The organism is Burkholderia sp. BCC1993, from assembly GCF_905339865.1.
Classification (GTDB): domain Bacteria; phylum Pseudomonadota; class Gammaproteobacteria; order Burkholderiales; family Burkholderiaceae; genus Burkholderia.
Map to the genome: position 1 here is coordinate 164,678 of NZ_CAJPGZ010000008.1, position 15,318 is coordinate 179,995.

The window sequence follows — 15,318 nt, forward strand, 5'->3', positions numbered from 1 at the left end:
CTTGAGGGTGAGAATAGAAAGGCAAAATCCGCATTTCTGTTTTCCGGCGGAACAAGAAATTGGCTGTGGCGGACCTCCGCGGCCAGTGCCATACGGCGGTCGCAAAACGTGCGCAGGCGGCCGCTGTCGCGTGCCGGGCGCCCTGTCGATGCCGCGAATCGCCGTGCATCCGTTGCGCGTCGGCCCCCGCCGCGCAACGGGGCCGTCTCAGCACAGTTTCCGATCCGTGCCGGCAAAGAACCGCGCTTTTTCTCTTCTTACCCTGCTCGTCGAGCGTGACCGACACCACGCCTCCACACCGCGCCACGGCAGTCGCAACGCCATGGCGGCGGTCAACCCGAACCACCACAAGGAGCCCCACGATGAGCGCGACCCCTTCCGCGGAAACAGTCTCGACGCCCGGCGAACGTGCCTGGGCGCTGTTTCGCGTGATGAAAGAGAAGAACCTGATCCCCGACGGCTATATCGAAGGCCTGACCGAACTGATGTCCACGACGTGGGATCCGGCCAACGGCGCGCGCATCGTCGCGCGTGCGTGGGTCGACCCGGCATTTCGCGAACTGCTGCTGAAGGACGGCACGGCCGCGTGTGCGCAGTTCGGCTACACCGGCCCGCAGGGCGAATACATCGTCGCGCTCGAAGACACGCCGACGCTGAAGAACGTGATCGTCTGCAGCCTGTGCTCATGCACGAACTGGCCGGTGCTCGGGCTGCCGCCCGAGTGGTACAAGGGCTTCGAATATCGTGCGCGGCTCGTCCGCGAAGGGCGCACGGTGCTGCGGGAGCTCGGCACCGACCTGCCCGACGACGTCGTCGTGAAGGTCTGGGATACGACCGCCGAAAGCCGCTATCTCGTGCTGCCCGTGCGGCCCGCCGGCAGCGAGCACATGACCGAGGAACAACTGCGCACGCTCGTCACGAAGGACGTGCTGATCGGCGTGGCGCTGCCGCACGCGCACTGACGCGCACCCCGTTTTCGCTCTCGACCTTCATCTCGGAGATCACATCATATGGACGGCTTTCACGACCTCGGCGGATTCCAGGGTTTCGGCCCGGTGCCGCACACGATCAACAGTCTCGACTACAAGCCGGTCTTCAAGGAAGACTGGGAGCATCTCGCGTACAGCCTGATGTTCGTCGGCGTGGACCAACTGAAAAAATTCAGCGTCGACGAGGTACGTCACGCAGTCGAGCGCATCGACGTGCGCCAGCACGTCGGCACGCGCTACTACGAGCGCTACGTGATCGCGACCGCAACCTTGCTCGTCGAAACCGGCGTGCTCACGCAGGATGAACTCGACCGCGCGCTCGGTTCGCATTTCCGGCTCGCGAACCCGCCGGGATCCGGCGGCCGGACGGCCCCACCCGACTCCACGCGGTTCGAGGTCGGCGATCGCGTCGTCGTTCGCGACGAATACATCAGCGGACACATCCGCGCGCCGGGCTACGTTCGCGGCAAGGAAGGCATCGTGCTGCACCGGACGACCGAATCGTGGCCATTCCCGGACGCGATCGGCCACGGCGACACCGGCGCCGCGCATCAGCCGACCTATCATGTCGAGTTCCGCGTGAAGGATCTATGGGGCGACGCCGCCGACGACGGCTACGTCGTGGTCGACCTGTTCGAAGGCTACCTGGATCGCGCGTCCGGGCAGAACGCATGACGACGCCGGGCAATCGGCGAGCGCCGGCCGCCGCGCCGCCGAGGATTCCGGTCACCGTGCTGTCCGGCTTCCTCGGCGCCGGGAAGACGACGTTGCTGAACCACATCCTGCGCAACCGCGCCGGCCTGAAGGTCGCCGTGATCGTCAACGACATGAGCGAAGTGAACGTCGATGCCGACGATGTGCGGCGCAACGTCGAGCTGCATCGCGGCGAGGACGAACTGGTCGAAATGAGCAACGGCTGCATCTGCTGCACGCTGCGCGCCGATCTGCTCGAGCAGATCAGCACGCTGGCGCGGCAGCGTCGCTTCGATTATCTGCTGATCGAGTCGACCGGCATCTCGGAGCCGATGCCGGTTGCGGAGACGTTCGCGTTTCTCGACCGGGACGGTTTCAGCCTCAGCGAGCTCGCGCGGCTGGACACGCTCGTCACGGTGGTCAACGGCGAGACGTTCGAGGACATGATCGCGTCGGCCGAACCGGTCACGCGCGACGCCACGCTCGCGAACGGCAGCGATTCCGGTCCGCCGCGCAAGCTGTCGGATCTGCTGATCGAACAAGTCGAATACGCGAACGTGATTCTCGTGAGCCGACTCGACCGGATCGGCCATGCGGGTTTCGACCGGCTGCGCGCCATTCTGGCGTCACTGAATCCCTCTGCGCGAATCCTGCCGATGCAGCACGGCAAGGTCGATCCGTCGGACGTCCTGGATACGCGGCGCTTCGATCTCCCGGCGCTCGTCGAATCGCCGGGATGGATGCAACGCATGCAGGTCGACGAGCGCCCCTCGGAATCGGATGCGTACGGGATCGCGTCGTGGACCTATCGCGAACGTGCGCCGTTTCATCCGGCGCGCCTGCTCGCGTTGCTGCGTCGCCCCTGGACCAACGGCCGACTGCTGCGCTGCAAGGGATATCTCTGGGCTGCGCACCGATATGCCGACATCGCCATGCTCGTGCAGACGGGCGGAGCGTTCCAGTGGGGTTACGTCGGGCGATGGTGGCGATTCGTTTCTCGCTCGGACTGGCCGCACGACGACTATCGTCGCGATGGCGTGCTGCAAAAATGGCAAGAGCCGACCGGTGATTGCCGGCAGGAAATCGTGTTCATCGGGCAGTCGATCGATCACGTCCGGTTGCGTCGCGAACTCGATGCGTGTCTGCTGACGGTCGAAGAAATCGACGCAGGCCCGGAGTCATGGCTGCAGCTTCCGGAAGCCGACGCGTTCGACGCGCTCGCGACCACCGCCCGTCCGTGACGCGAGACTCGATGACGTCGGCTGCAACGCCTGCGTCCAGCGGCTTTCGGTCGCCGGTGAGCGCTGCGCCCGGTTCAGCGCGACGTGAATCCCGACAGCGCCGCCGAGGGCAGTTTTCTTCAATACGGACACGCGCGGCTTCTTTAGTCTCGATGCGACTTTGACATTCGCATGGAGGCAATCAATGAGCATGCTGGTTTCGATGGCCGCGTTCGCGCTGGCGTCGTCGATCACGCCCGGTCCCGTCAACATCGTCGCGCTCAGCGCGGGCGCGCGCCACGGCCTTGGCGCGAGCCTGCGCTATGCGGCCGGCGCGACGCTCGGCTTCGTCGCGCTGTTCCTGCTGATCGGCCTCGGGCTGCACGCGGCGCTCGCGCGCTGGCCGATGCTGACCACCGTCACCCAATGGTCGGGAATCGCGTTCCTGCTTTACCTCGCGCTGCGGCTCGCGCTCGACGACGGCCGGCTGTCGGCCGATCCGGACGATCCGGCTGCGCCGAACGTCGCCGGCCCGTCGGCGGCGGCCGGCGCGGCGATGCAATGGCTGAATCCGAAGGCGTGGCTCGCGTGCGTGGCTGCGATGGGCGCGTATGCGGCCGACGGCGAGCCCGCGCAGGTGTGGCAATTCGCGGCGTTGTATCTGGTGATCTGCTTTGCGTCGATCGCGTGCTGGGCGTATGCGGGTGCGTCGCTGCGGCACCGGCTCGCGAATGCGCGGCGGATGCGGCTGTTCAACCGCGCGATGGCGCTGCTGCTCGCGGGCAGCGCGCTTTATCTGCTCGACGTTTAGCGCCGTCTTCGGTGCGTGGTCACGGCGCCGGCACCGCCCCACCGTTCGCCGGTCAGCTCGCGGCGCTTCGATATTGCCCCGGCGTGGCGGCCGCGATGCGCCGGAATGCGCGCTGGAAATGCGCCTGGTCCGCGAAGCCCGCATCGAGCGCGACGTCGGCGATCGGCCGGCCGCGGCGCAACTCGGCCCGCCCGTACTGCACGCGGCGGTCGATCAGGAACGCATGCGGCGTCATCCCGTAGCGGGCGTTGAACGCGCGGATCAGGTAGGACGGCGACAAGTCGGCGGCCGCGCAGATCGCATCGAGCGTGACGGCCTGACGGCAATGCGCGGCGATGTAGTCGGCCGCGCGCGCGAGCTTCGCGTTGTCGGCCCCGCGCCGAGCGGCGTCGGGCAGTTCGCGATCGAGCGCGCCGTGCAGCCGTGTGAAGAACTCGACCGCCGCGCTCTCCTTGCCGAGCGGATCGACGCCGGGCGCCACGAGCGTGCGGTAAAAGCCGCCGAACTGTGCGAACAGGTCGCGCCGTTCCGTCAACTTCGGCGAAAAGCCGTGAAAATCGCGGTTCGGGTCGCGCCCGAGCGAATGCTGCAGGCGGGTGAGCCACGGCACGTCCACGTAGACCATCCGGTACGCCCATGCGTCGGGGCCGTACGGATTGCACGCATGCACCTGCTCCGGATCGATGATCACGAGCACGCCCCGCCCGACGTGCGCCTTCGTCGCGCCGTTCAGGTAGGTGCTCGTGCCGCCGACGATCGCGCCGAGCGAAAACGTGTCGTGCGTGTGCTTCGCGTAGCAGATCGTCCGCCCGTCGTCGACGGTGCGCGCCTCGATGAACGGCAGCGCGGCGTCGCGCCAGAACGGCGACGGCATGGCGAAGGGGTTGGCGGAACGGCTCACGCGACGGGCTCCCGGATCGAACGGCGAACGCACACCGTACAAGACTGCGCGGCGCGATGCAACCGCGACCCGACGCTTCGCCGCCGGATCGCCTAAGCTTTGAATTCCGGCCGCCGCGGCACGCCCGGCGGGTTCCGTTCCATCTTCCAACCGGTACACTCATGCACATCGATCTGACAGGCAAGACCGCGGTCGTCACCGCTTCCACCGCCGGCATCGGGCTGGCGATCGCCGAAGGGCTCGCGCAGGCGGGCGCACGCGTCGTCGTCAACGGACGCAGCGACAAGTCGGTCGATGCCGCGCTCGCGCAGCTGCGCACCGCGGCACCCGGCGCGGACATCGACGGCATCGCCGCCGACCTGTCCGACGCCGCCGGCGTCGCGCGCATCACGCAGCACACGCCGGAGGCCGACATCCTCGTCAACAACGCGGGCATCTACGGGCTGAAGGCGTTCTTCGACATCGACGACGACGAATGGGCCCAATACTTCCAGATGAACGTGATGTCGGGCGTGCGTCTCGCGCGGCACTACCTGAAGGGGATGCTCGCGCGCAACACGGGCCGCATCGTGTTCATTTCGTCGGAGTCGGGGCTGAACATCCCGGTCGACATGATTCACTACGGGTTCACGAAAACCGCGCAGCTCGCGATCGCGCGCGGCCTCGCGAAACTCGCGGCCGGGACCCGCGTGACGGTCAATTCGGTGCTGCCGGGGCCGACGATGTCGGAAGGCGTGCGGGCGCTGCTGAAGGAAACGGCCGACGCCACGGGCCGCAGCATCGACGACGTCGCGGTGGATTTCGTGCGCAGCGAGCGCGCGAGCTCGATCATCCAGCGGCCGGCGACGACGGAGGAAGTCGCGAACCTGGTCGTGTACGTGTGCTCGCCGCAGGCCTCGGCGACGACGGGCGCGGCGTTGCGCGTCGACGGCGGCGTGGTCGACACGATAGCGTGACGACTGCGTGACACGCTCGCGCGGCGCAGGGCGGCCGCGCTAGCGCGAGGCGGCCTTGTCCGACTGAAGCGTGCCCTTGCGATCGGCGTCCATGCAGGTATCGAAGCCGTGTTGCGTGACGGCACCGGCCTTGTCGAACACGACGAAGAAAGTCCGGTGATCGTTGCCGTGCTCGATGAAGTAGTTGTAGCAGACGCCGCTGCCGTTGCGGACCATCCACACGCTGCGCGGATTGCCGCCGGCACGGACGACGTCGGCGCGCGTCGCGCCGTGCCGCGACGCGGCCCTCGCCAGCGGCGTGCGCGAATACGAGAACGGCAGCCACGAGTCGAACCACGCGCAACCGTGCAGCATCAGGCAGCTGGCGGCCAGGGACAGCGTCGCTGCGGGGCGGGACATCGAAATCAATCGCATGCTTGGTGAAATCTGCTGCGCCATGCCGGCGTGATCGAAAGCCCCATGCTACTCGACCTTTGGGTCCGGATCGAAAAGAAATGTAGAGACTTGTGTCCGACGCCCTGCCCGACGCCGTCCGGCGCATGCCCGAGCGTCACGAATCGTTGCCGTGCCGGGCGCGTTCGCGCACCCGCTCGCCCCCTGACGTCGATGCTTCGAATCGGCGCGACGGGCGGCATCGTCAAGCGACCCATTCCGCCCACAGCATCGTCAGCACCGTCATCAGCGCGGGGCCGACGAACAGCCCGATCAGCCCGAACGTCTCGGCCCCGCCGAGGATGCCGAACAGCACGAGCAGGAACGGCAGGCGGGTCGAGCTGCCGATCAGCACCGGCCGCACGAAATGCTCGGCGACGAACACGACCACGAAGCCGAGCACCAGCACCACGACGGCCCACGCGGTCGCGCCCTGCACGAACAGCCAGAGCGCCGCGCCGCAGAACACGATCGGCGCGCAGAACGGCAGCATCGCGGCGACGGCCGTGACGAGGCCGAGCAGCGCCGCGTGCGGAACCCCGGCGAGCGCATACGCGACGCCGAGAATGGCGCCCTCGCCCAGCCCGACGACGACCAGCCCCGTCACCGTGCCGTACACGGCCGCGACCATCCGTTCGATCAGATCCGCGCCGCCGCGGCCGAACGCGCGCCGCGCGCCCTGCAGCAACGCGCCCGACAGCTTGTGGCCGGCCCGCATGATCACGAACAGCGTGACCAGCATGAAGCCGAACTCGAACAGCGCATGCGCGAGCTTCGTGCCGAACTGCCGGCCGAACGCGATGAACTTCTCGCCGCTCGCGCCATGCATCGCGCTGCCCGCGTGCAGCGGATGACCGAGATTGGCCTGCCACCACTCGGTGACCTGCGCGGCACCGTATGGCAACCGGCTGACGACGTCCGGCAGCGGAATGCCGTTGTCCTGGATCGAATGCAGCCAGATGCGCAGGTCGTGCGCCTGCGAGATCGCCTGCCCCAGCGCGATCGCGACCGGCAGCACGACCAGCAGCGACACGCCCGCGGTAATCACGGTCGCGATCAGGGTCGGCCGGTCGCGAAACCAGCGGTCGGATTCGAAGCGTTTCAGCAGCGGCCACAACGCGATCGCGATCACGCAGGCCCACGCGATGGCGGGCAGGAAATCGCGGATCACCCACAGCGCGAGCACCAGCAGCGCCGCATACAGCACGGCGCGGGCGATCTGCTGGGCACGCGGCCGCGTGGCGGAATCCTGGGAAGGCGAGACATGTGCGCGCATGGCACCTCGGTCGAAATGAAAAAATGGCGGTCGTGCAGGCCGCAAGCCTGTACGAACCGCCATTCTATCCATCGACGCCGCAACGGCATGCGCACGCACTGCCAAGCATCGTCAAATGCGTGCCGCGAACGCCGCACCGCCGCGCGGTGCAACGCGTGCTCAGGCCACCTTGTCGGCGACGCGGTAGCGTTCGAGCCAGTGCGCGTACGGCGCGGGCAGCGTCCACGACGGCCGCTCGACCCCGAGCTGCTTGGCCGCGTAGTACGGCCAGTGCGGATCGGCAAGATGCGCGCGGCCGACCATCACGAGATCGAGCTGCTGCTCGGCGACGACGCGCTCGGCCAGTTGCGGGGTGTCGATCCCCCAGGCGGACGACACCGGCAAGCCGGCCTCGCGGCGCACGCGTTCCGCGATCGGCGCGAGGAACGCCGGGCCCCACGGAATGCGCGCGTCGGGCGTCGAGAAGCCGACCGACACGCTCAGCATGTCGAGGCCTTCCTGCTTCATCCGCTGCGTGAGCGCGATCGATTCGGCGAGCGTTGCTTCATCGCGCCCGTCGTATTCGATCACGCCGAGACGCGCGGTCAGCGGCAGGTGCTCCGGCCAGACCTGGCGGACGGCCTTCAGCGTGTCGACGAGGAAACGGCCGCGGTTTTCCGCCGAACCGCCGTACTCGTCGTCGCGCTGGTTCGAATGCACGGAGAAGAAGCTCTGGCCGAGGTAGCCGTGCGCGAAGTGCAGTTCGAGCCATTCGAAGCCGAGGTCGCGGGCGCGCTTCGCCGACGCGACGAAGTCGGCCTGCACGCGGGCGATGTCGTCGTGCGTCATCGCCCGCGGCGTCTTCGGCAGGTGCGCGCCGAACGGCACCGCCGACGGTGCGATGGTCTGCCAGCCATGCGGATTGCCGTCGGCGATGTGGTCGTCGCCTTCCCACGGACGGTTCGCGCTCGCCTTGCGGCCCGCATGCGCGATCTGGATGCCGGGCACCGCGCCGGCCGCCTTGATCGCCGCGACCGACGGCGCGAACGCCTCGGCCTGCGCATCGGTCCACAGCCCGGCACAGCCCGGCGTGATGCGGCCTTCCGGCGACACGGCCGTCGCCTCCGCGATCACGAGGCCCGCGCCGCCGCGCGCGATGCCGGCCAGATGCACGTGATGCCAGTCGTTGACGACGCCGTCTTCGGCGACGTACTGGCACATCGGCGGCACCGCGATGCGGTTGCGCAGCGTGACATCCTTGAGTTTGAACGGTTCGAACAGGGCAGACATCCACCACTCCTTTGCTTGGTTCTGCGAAACGACGGGATGAGCCGCCGCGCGGTGCGCACGGCGGAACGATGCGGGCCGTCGCCGGGACGGTCGCGCCCGACGACGGAAACCATCCGGCGCCGGTCATGCCGGCGCCAGGCCGGCTTACTGACGGCCGAGCTTCGCGAGCAGCGCCTCGGCTGCGGGCTCCGACGACGCGGGGTTCTGCCCCGTGATCAGCAGCCCGTCGGTGACGACATGCGGCGCCCAGTCGGCGCTGCGCTCGAACTGCGCACCGTTGGTCTTCAGCATGTCCTCGACGAGGAACGGCACCACTTCCGTCAGCTCGACGGCCGCTTCCTCGCTGTTGGTGAAGCCCGTCACATGCTTGCCGCGCACGACCGACTCGCCGGTCTTCGGGTCCTTCACGTGGCGCAGCACGCCCGGCGCGTGGCACACGGCCGCGACCGGCTTGCCGGCCGCCAGCGCGCGCTCGATCAGGCCGATCGAATGCAGGTCCTCGGCGAGATCCCACAGCGGGCCATGCCCGCCCGGATAGAACACCGCGTCGTAATCGTCGACCGACACCTCGGCCAGCTTGCGCGTGGCGGCGAGTTCGGCCTTGGCCGCCGGATCCGCGTCGAAGCGGCGCGTCGCGTCGGTCTGCGCGGCCGGATCGCTGCTTTTCGGATCGAGCGGCGGCTGGCCGCCCTTCGGCGACGCGAGCGTCAACTCGACGCCCGCATCCTTGAACGTGTAATACGGCGCGGCCAGTTCCTCGAGCCAGAAGCCGGTTTTCTTGCCGGTGTCGCCGAGCGTGTCGTGCGAGGTCAGGACAACCAGAATCTTCATGATCGGACACTCCTTCGAAATGGGGGAACGGGGCCGCGTCGCGGCGGCGGCGAGTTTGACGCACGCCGCATGCCGGCGACGACGGCGCGCCTGCCGGTTAGGCCGCCGGCGTGCGTCAACGTGCCGGCTCCGTACCAAAAATATTGCCAGGGCCTAATAGACCAGTCGTCTAGAAGCGGCTCGAAAAAAAGCGACGGCATCACCTGCACGGCCAGCATCGCAGCGCGATATGGCACTTCGCGTCCGTGGGTCAGGAATGACGTCGCATTCATGAGGCTGGATGATAGCGCCGAATTAGACCGGTCGTCTAGAAACCCGGCATTCGCCCCTGCCGCCGTCATGGCCTTTGCGACGGAGCGCGTCCCGCAACGTCCGTTGCGGATCGCGCCCCGCTCCCCCGGTTCACGCCGCGTCGGCTACCCGTGCAGCGGCCCGTCCGTATCGCCGGCGTCGATCACCGGCATCTCGAGCCGATGGCCGCGAACGCCGTCCGCGAGCAACGCCAGCATCAGGTCCGCGAGCGCACGCCCGGTCGCATGTCCGGTCGGCTGCACCACCGCGGTCACGCGATGCGGATGCGCGACGTCCGGCGGCACGCCGTCGTAGACGATCAGCGACATGTCCCGCCCCAGCTGCAAGCCGCCGTCGATCAGCGCCCGGAACGCGCCGCCGCCCACGATGTTGTTGTCGACCAGCAGCGCGGTCGGCCGTTCGGCCCGGGCGAGCAGCGCCTGGACGCCCTGCTGCCCGCCGTCGCGCGTAAACGGACACTCGACGAGCAATGCCGGATCGGGCGCGAGACCGGCCTCGCGCAGCGCCGCAAGATAACCGGCGCGACGCTGCATCGCGAAATTGAGCGACAGCGGCGCACTGATCATCGCGATACGGCGATGACCGAAGCCGATCAGGCGCCGCACCGCATCGCGCGCGCCCGCCTCGTTGTCGAAATCGAACCACGCGTAAGGCTCGGCGGCTTGCGTGCGGCCATACGCGACGTACGGAAACCCATGCGAACGCAGGTACGCGAGACGCGGATCGTCGACCAGCGTGCGCGCGACGATCAGCCCGTCGACGAGCCTGCCGTCGACGAACCGGCGATACGTGTCGAGCTCGGCGTTCGGCCGCGCGGCCGCGATGATGAAGTCGAGATTGCGCTCGCCGAGCCGCTCGGTAATGCCGGCGACGACTTCACCGAAGCGCGGGTCGCCCAGATCGCCGGCCCCGAACGGATACACGATGCCGATCGCATCGGCACGCCCCGTCGCCAGCCGCCGCGCGGTCGGATCCGCGACATAACCGAGTTCGCGCGCGGCCTTCATCACGCGCTCGCGGGTCGCCTCGCTCACGTCGTCATAGCCGTTCAGCGCCCGACTGACCGTCGTGCGCGACAGCCCGAGCGCATCCGACAGTGCCTTCAGATTCACCTTCACGTCGCTCCTCGCGTTGTGCATGCCATTCGGCCGGGCCGCTCGTGCAGCAATTATTTCCGAATGGTAGTTATTACTGTCAAAAATTAATCTTTTGACGCCCAAACCGGTTTGAATTAGCATCCAAACCGGTTTGGATATCGATATCGCCGTCAGCAGTTCCTTCTCACCGTCAACGGAAACTACGCCTACATGACTTACTTTCCTTTTTGCCGCGCGACCGCGGCCAAACGTTTGCTGTTCGCTGGCGCGGCACTGGCCGCCTTCGCGTCCGCGTCGACCGTCGCGCATGCACAGAGCACCGGCGCCCCCGCGCCCACGCCGCATACGCAGCAGGCCTACGACCCCGAAGGCAACTTCACGATGCGCTGGACCCGCGCGGACATCCGCCAGATCGTCGCGCAGTCGCACACGGCCGGCGCCGACAAGAACTCGCTGCCGCAGGCGCTGACGATGCCGGACATCCCGCAGGATTTCCCGCTGATCAACTCGAACGTGTGGGTCTGGGATACCTGGCCGCTGGCCGACCTGCGCGCGAACCAGCTCAGCTACAAGGGCTGGGAGGTGATCTTCTCGCTCACGGCCGACCCGCATGCCGGCTACACGTTCGACGATCGTCACGTCCACGCGCGCATCGGCTTCTTCTACCGCCGTGCCGGCATTCCCGCGTCGCAGCGGCCCGCGAACGGCGGCTGGACCTGGGGCGGCCACCTGTTCCCGGACGGTGCGAGCGCCAAGGTGTTCGGCACGTCGCCGATGACCAACAACGCCGAATGGTCGGGCTCCGCGCGCCTCACGCAGGGCGACAACGTCAACCTGTACTACACCGCGACGTCGTTCAACCGCTCGGCGCCCGGCGGCGCCGACATCACGCCGCCGCAGGCGATCATCACGCGCGCCGACGGTCATATCCATGCCGACGACAAGCATGTCTGGTTCAGCGGCTTCGACGATCACAAGGCGCTGCTGCAGCCGGACGGCAACTACTACCAGAGCGGCCAGCAGAACACCTACTTCTCGTTCCGCGATCCGTTCGTGTTCACCGACCCCGCGCATCCGGGCAAGACCTACATGGTGTTCGAAGGCAACACGGGCGGCCAGCGCGGCGCCCGGACCTGCACCGAGGCCGACCTCGGCTACGCGCCGAACGATCCGTACCGCGAAGACCTCAACGCCGTGATGAACTCGGGCGCAGTGTATCAAAAGGCAAACGTCGGCCTGGCGGTCGCGACGAACCCGCAACTGACCGAATGGAAGTTCCTGCCGCCGATCCTGTCGGCGAACTGCGTCGACGACCAGACCGAACGCCCGCAGATCTATCTGAAGGACGGCAAGTACTACCTGTTCACGATCAGCCACCGCACGACGATGGCCGCGGGCGTCGACGGGCCGGACGGCGTCTACGGCTTCGTCGGCAACGGCATCCGCAGCGACTTCCTGCCGCTGAACGGCGGCAGCGGCCTCGTGCTCGGCAACCCGACCGACTTCTCCGCACCGGCCGGCGCGCCGTATTCGCAGGACCCGAACCAGAACCCGCGCGAATTCCAGTCGTATTCGCACTTCGTGATGCCGGGCGGGCTCGTCGAGTCGTTCATCGATGCGATCGGCCCGCGTCGCGGCGGCACGCTCGCGCCGACGGTGAAGGTCAACATCAACGGCACGTCGACGGCGGTCGACCGCACGTACGGACGTGGCGGCCTCGGCGGTTACGGCGACATCCCGGCGAACCTGCCGGCAACGGGCGCCGGTCACTAACGGCAACCCGGGCACCCGTCCGTAACGGGGCCGCTACGGACGCGGCGGGCACCGCCCGCCCGCGTCGAGGCGGCGCGCGTCACGCGTGTCGCGTGCGCGCCGCCTCCCTTCTTCGCAGAATCGCGCATGCCGCCGTCGCAAGCGGCATGCGCCTTCCTTCCCCGCTTCGCGCGCCGAAGCACGGAACCCCGCATGAATTCGACGTTTTTTCGCTTTTCCCGCCGGATCGCCCGGCTGCTGTTCGCATGTGCGGCAAGCGCGGCCTGCACGCACGCCACCGCCGCGCCCTGCGGCACGCCGCCCGAAAACGGCACGCCACAATGGCGACCGGCCGTGCATTACACGCCGCAACGCAACTGGATGAACGATCCGAACGGCCTCGTGTACGAGAACGGCCGCTATCACCTGTTCTACCAATACAACCCGCTCGGCCACGACTGGGGCAACATGTCGTGGGGCCATGCGACCAGCACCGACCTCGTCCACTGGCGCGAGCAGCCGGTCGCGATGCGCGCGAACGCGACAGAGGAAATCTTCTCCGGCTCGATCGTCGCCGATACGCACAATACGTCCGGACTCGGCGCGCCGGGCGAGACGCCACTGGTTGCGCTTTACACGAGCGTCTACAAGGACGGCTCGGGTCACGCACCCGGCACGCAGGCGCAGTCGCTCGCGTACAGCCTCGACCACGGCGCGACGTGGCGGCCCTACGCGCGCAATCCGGTGCTCACGCTCGATCCGGAATCGAAGCAGTTCCGCGACCCGAAGGTGTCGTGGTACGCGCCGGGACGCTACTGGCTGATGACGACCGTCGTCGCCGATGCGCAGGTCGTGAAGCTCTATCGCTCCGACGACCTGATCCACTGGTCGTTCCTGAGCGATTTCACGCTGCCGGACGTGCCGCATGCGGGCGTGTTGTGGGAAATGCCCGACCTCGTGCCGCTGCCCGTCGACGACGATCCGCGGCACATCAAGTGGGTCATGATCGTCAACGTCAACCCGTGGTCGATCGCCGGCGGTTCCGGCGCGATGTATTTCGTCGGCGACTTCGACGGCCGCACGTTCGTCCCCGATCGGGTCGCACCGGCCGGTTCCGATCCCGCGCGATTCCGCTGGGTCGATCACGGCGCCGACTTCTATGCGGCCGGCACGTTCTCCGGCGCGCCGGGCGCGCGCCCTGTCGCGATTGCATGGATGAGCAACTGGGACTACGCGGCGAAAGCGCCGACGGCGCCCTGGCGCGGCGCGACGACGGTGCCGCGCGAACTCGCGTTGAAGACGATCGGCGGCGAACCGACGCTCGTCGTGACGCCGGCCGCCGCGTTCGATGCGTGGGCCGACGGGCGGCCCGCCGTGCATGAAGGCAACCTGAACGTCGAGTCCGCCACGCGCGCGCTGTCGGACGCCACGCGCGGCACCGTCCAGCGCATCACGGTGACGATCGCGCCGCGCCGCGCGGCCCGCGCGGGTTTGATCGTGCGGGGCTCCGCGGATGGCTCGATCGGCACCCGGATCGTGTACGACACGGCAAAGCGCACGCTGACGCTCGACCGCTCGCGCTCCGGCGCCACGGATTTCGCGGGCACGTTCAGCCGCGAGCACATCGTCGATCTGCCGCTCGAGCACGGGCAACTGCGGCTCGAAATCGTCGTCGATCGCGGTTCGGTCGAGGTGTTCGCGAACGGCGGCCACGTCGCACTGACGGACCTGATCTTCCCGCCGCCCGATGCGGACCGCGTCGCCGTGTTCGCCGAGCACGGGAGCGCGACGTTTTCGGGGTTGACGGTCACGCAGCTCCACGGACGCGATCAGGCCGGCGACGTCCGTGACGCCTGTGCATCGCGCTAGCGATGCGATTGTACGGCGGGGCTGCACCGCCTGACCTCGCGTCAGGCCGTGCAGCCCCGCCGGTTCTACGCTCAAAGCAAGCCCATCCCGCCCGACGCGATGATTTCCGCGCCGACGATGAACGCCGACTCGGGCGCGCTCAGGTGCAGCACCGTCGACGCGATTTCGTCCGGCGTGCCGAACCGGCCGATCGGGACGAGCCCCCTGATCTTGTCGGCCGTCTCGTCGAGCGTCGCCGCATCGAGGCCGAGCTTGCCGTACAGCGGCGTCTGGACCGGCCCGGGGCTCACCACGTTCACCCGCACGCCGTGCGGCAGCAGTTCCGTCGACAGCGTCTTCGCGAACGAATTGACGGCCGCCTTGCTCGCCGCATACACGGACGAACCCGGCATCCCGATGTGCGCGTTGATCGAGCCGTTGATCACGATCGACGCGCCGCGGTTCAGCAGCGGGACGAGCGCCTGGATCTGGAAATACGCGCCCTTCACGTTCGTGTCGAACACGAGGTCCCACAACGCCTCGTCGATATCCGCGAACGGCGCGAGTTTGGCGACGCCCGCGTTGATGAACACGGCGTCGAGGCGCGCACCGGAGGCCGCGATCGCGTCCGCCAGCGCCCGCGCCGACGCGACGCTGCCGGCCTCGTTGCGGATCGCGAGCGCGCCGTCGCCGAGCGACTCGCGCGCGGCGGCAAGCGTCTGCTCGTCGCGACCGGTGATGATGACCCGCGCGCCTTCGGCCGCGAATGCCCGTGCGGCCGCCAGGCCGATGCCGCTGTTGCCGCCCGTGACGAGGACCGTTTTTCCTTCGAAGCGTTGCATGATGTTCTCCTTGAACCGGTGAGTTGACCGTGAACACAGGATGCGCGCGGCGCCCGGTCTTGCCGTACGACCGGCGCGGCAGACATGTG

General features: G+C 68.1%; 14 protein-coding genes. 7 read left to right on the forward strand and 7 right to left on the reverse strand.

Translation table 11 applies throughout. The features are described 5' to 3' along the window. Positions 1-362 precede the first annotated feature (362 nt). From nthA to U4Y91_RS15230, 4 genes are all read left to right on the forward strand, one after another. Positions 363-962 carry a nitrile hydratase subunit alpha gene (gene nthA / locus U4Y91_RS15215; protein ID WP_321805701.1) on the forward strand — a complete coding sequence of 200 codons (600 nt, stop codon included), beginning with the start codon at positions 363-365 and terminating at the stop codon, positions 960-962. 48 nt (positions 963-1,010) lie between these two features. After that, positions 1,011-1,664: a nitrile hydratase subunit beta gene (gene nthB, locus U4Y91_RS15220; RefSeq protein ID WP_321805702.1), complete on the forward strand. Its 654-nt coding sequence runs from the start codon at positions 1,011-1,013 to the stop codon at positions 1,662-1,664. Beyond that, positions 1,661-2,923 carry a GTP-binding protein gene (locus U4Y91_RS15225; protein ID WP_321805703.1) on the forward strand — a complete coding sequence of 421 codons (1,263 nt, stop codon included), beginning with the start codon at positions 1,661-1,663 and terminating at the stop codon, positions 2,921-2,923. The genes nthB and U4Y91_RS15225 overlap by 4 nt, the downstream gene beginning before the upstream one ends. Before the next feature lie 184 nt (positions 2,924-3,107). Next, on the forward strand, positions 3,108-3,713 hold the full coding sequence (locus U4Y91_RS15230) for a LysE family translocator (protein ID WP_321805704.1): 606 nt from the start codon (positions 3,108-3,110) through the stop codon (positions 3,711-3,713). Positions 3,714-3,765: 52 nt separating this feature from the next. Here U4Y91_RS15230 and U4Y91_RS15235 read toward each other — a convergent pair whose 3' ends face one another. Next, on the reverse strand, positions 3,766-4,614 hold the full coding sequence (locus U4Y91_RS15235; RefSeq protein WP_321805705.1) for an AraC family transcriptional regulator: 849 nt from the start codon (positions 4,612-4,614) through the stop codon (positions 3,766-3,768). A 161-nt stretch (positions 4,615-4,775) separates the two neighbouring features. Here U4Y91_RS15235 and U4Y91_RS15240 point away from each other — a divergent pair, with 161 nt between their 5' ends. Beyond that, a complete protein-coding gene (locus U4Y91_RS15240) occupies positions 4,776-5,570 on the forward strand; it encodes an SDR family oxidoreductase (RefSeq protein WP_321805706.1) in 795 nt (264 codons plus the stop codon). A 39-nt stretch (positions 5,571-5,609) separates the two neighbouring features. Here the strand turns inward: U4Y91_RS15240 and U4Y91_RS15245 are convergent, their stop codons facing one another. The 5 genes from U4Y91_RS15245 to U4Y91_RS15265 form a co-directional block, all read right to left on the reverse strand. Beyond that, positions 5,610-5,984, reverse strand: a complete 375-nt coding sequence (locus U4Y91_RS15245) for a hypothetical protein (protein ID WP_321805707.1) — start codon at positions 5,982-5,984, stop codon at positions 5,610-5,612. Between the two features lie 223 nt (positions 5,985-6,207). Continuing rightward, a complete protein-coding gene (locus tag U4Y91_RS15250; RefSeq protein ID WP_321805708.1) occupies positions 6,208-7,278 on the reverse strand; it encodes an AI-2E family transporter in 1,071 nt (356 codons plus the stop codon). 159 nt (positions 7,279-7,437) lie between these two features. Then, positions 7,438-8,547 (reverse strand): NADH:flavin oxidoreductase/NADH oxidase, encoded by a 1,110-nt coding sequence (locus U4Y91_RS15255; RefSeq protein WP_321805709.1) that lies wholly within the window; start codon positions 8,545-8,547, stop codon positions 7,438-7,440. A 144-nt stretch (positions 8,548-8,691) separates the two neighbouring features. Beyond that, positions 8,692-9,378: a type 1 glutamine amidotransferase domain-containing protein gene (locus U4Y91_RS15260; RefSeq protein WP_321805710.1), complete on the reverse strand. Its 687-nt coding sequence runs from the start codon at positions 9,376-9,378 to the stop codon at positions 8,692-8,694. A 416-nt stretch (positions 9,379-9,794) separates the two neighbouring features. Then, on the reverse strand, positions 9,795-10,829 hold the full coding sequence (locus tag U4Y91_RS15265) for a substrate-binding domain-containing protein (protein WP_321805859.1): 1,035 nt from the start codon (positions 10,827-10,829) through the stop codon (positions 9,795-9,797). A 168-nt stretch (positions 10,830-10,997) separates the two neighbouring features. Between U4Y91_RS15265 and U4Y91_RS15270 the strand changes: the two genes are divergently transcribed. Both U4Y91_RS15270 and U4Y91_RS15275 read left to right on the forward strand, forming a co-directional pair. Continuing rightward, positions 10,998-12,560, forward strand: coding sequence for a glycoside hydrolase family 68 protein (locus U4Y91_RS15270; protein ID WP_321805711.1), 1,563 nt, complete (start codon positions 10,998-11,000; stop codon positions 12,558-12,560). A 192-nt stretch (positions 12,561-12,752) separates the two neighbouring features. Continuing rightward, on the forward strand, positions 12,753-14,408 hold the full coding sequence (locus tag U4Y91_RS15275; protein WP_321805712.1) for a glycoside hydrolase family 32 protein: 1,656 nt from the start codon (positions 12,753-12,755) through the stop codon (positions 14,406-14,408). A gap of 71 nt (positions 14,409-14,479) precedes the next feature. Here U4Y91_RS15275 and U4Y91_RS15280 read toward each other — a convergent pair whose 3' ends face one another. Continuing rightward, positions 14,480-15,229, reverse strand: a complete 750-nt coding sequence (locus U4Y91_RS15280; protein ID WP_321805713.1) for an SDR family oxidoreductase — start codon at positions 15,227-15,229, stop codon at positions 14,480-14,482. Positions 15,230-15,318 lie beyond the last annotated feature (89 nt).

What these genes read in the sequence shown, in the direction of transcription:
- nthB (WP_321805702.1), top strand. Translation starts at nt 1,011, where the DNA reads ATGGACGGCTTTCACGACCTCGGCGGATTCCAGGGTTTCGGCCCGGTG.
- U4Y91_RS15275 (WP_321805712.1), top strand. Translation starts at nt 12,753, where the DNA reads ATGAATTCGACGTTTTTTCGCTTTTCCCGCCGGATCGCCCGGCTGCTG.
- U4Y91_RS15225 (WP_321805703.1), top strand. Translation starts at nt 1,661, where the DNA reads ATGACGACGCCGGGCAATCGGCGAGCGCCGGCCGCCGCGCCGCCGAGG.
- U4Y91_RS15230 (WP_321805704.1), top strand. Translation starts at nt 3,108, where the DNA reads ATGAGCATGCTGGTTTCGATGGCCGCGTTCGCGCTGGCGTCGTCGATC.
- U4Y91_RS15245 (WP_321805707.1), bottom strand. Translation starts at nt 5,984, where the DNA reads ATGCGATTGATTTCGATGTCCCGCCCCGCAGCGACGCTGTCCCTGGCC.
- U4Y91_RS15250 (WP_321805708.1), bottom strand. Translation starts at nt 7,278, where the DNA reads ATGCGCGCACATGTCTCGCCTTCCCAGGATTCCGCCACGCGGCCGCGT.
- U4Y91_RS15255 (WP_321805709.1), bottom strand. Translation starts at nt 8,547, where the DNA reads ATGTCTGCCCTGTTCGAACCGTTCAAACTCAAGGATGTCACGCTGCGC.
- U4Y91_RS15270 (WP_321805711.1), top strand. Translation starts at nt 10,998, where the DNA reads ATGACTTACTTTCCTTTTTGCCGCGCGACCGCGGCCAAACGTTTGCTG.
- U4Y91_RS15280 (WP_321805713.1), bottom strand. Translation starts at nt 15,229, where the DNA reads ATGCAACGCTTCGAAGGAAAAACGGTCCTCGTCACGGGCGGCAACAGC.
- nthA (WP_321805701.1), top strand. Translation starts at nt 363, where the DNA reads ATGAGCGCGACCCCTTCCGCGGAAACAGTCTCGACGCCCGGCGAACGT.
- U4Y91_RS15265 (WP_321805859.1), bottom strand. Translation starts at nt 10,829, where the DNA reads ATGCACAACGCGAGGAGCGACGTGAAGGTGAATCTGAAGGCACTGTCG.
- U4Y91_RS15260 (WP_321805710.1), bottom strand. Translation starts at nt 9,378, where the DNA reads ATGAAGATTCTGGTTGTCCTGACCTCGCACGACACGCTCGGCGACACC.
- U4Y91_RS15240 (WP_321805706.1), top strand. Translation starts at nt 4,776, where the DNA reads ATGCACATCGATCTGACAGGCAAGACCGCGGTCGTCACCGCTTCCACC.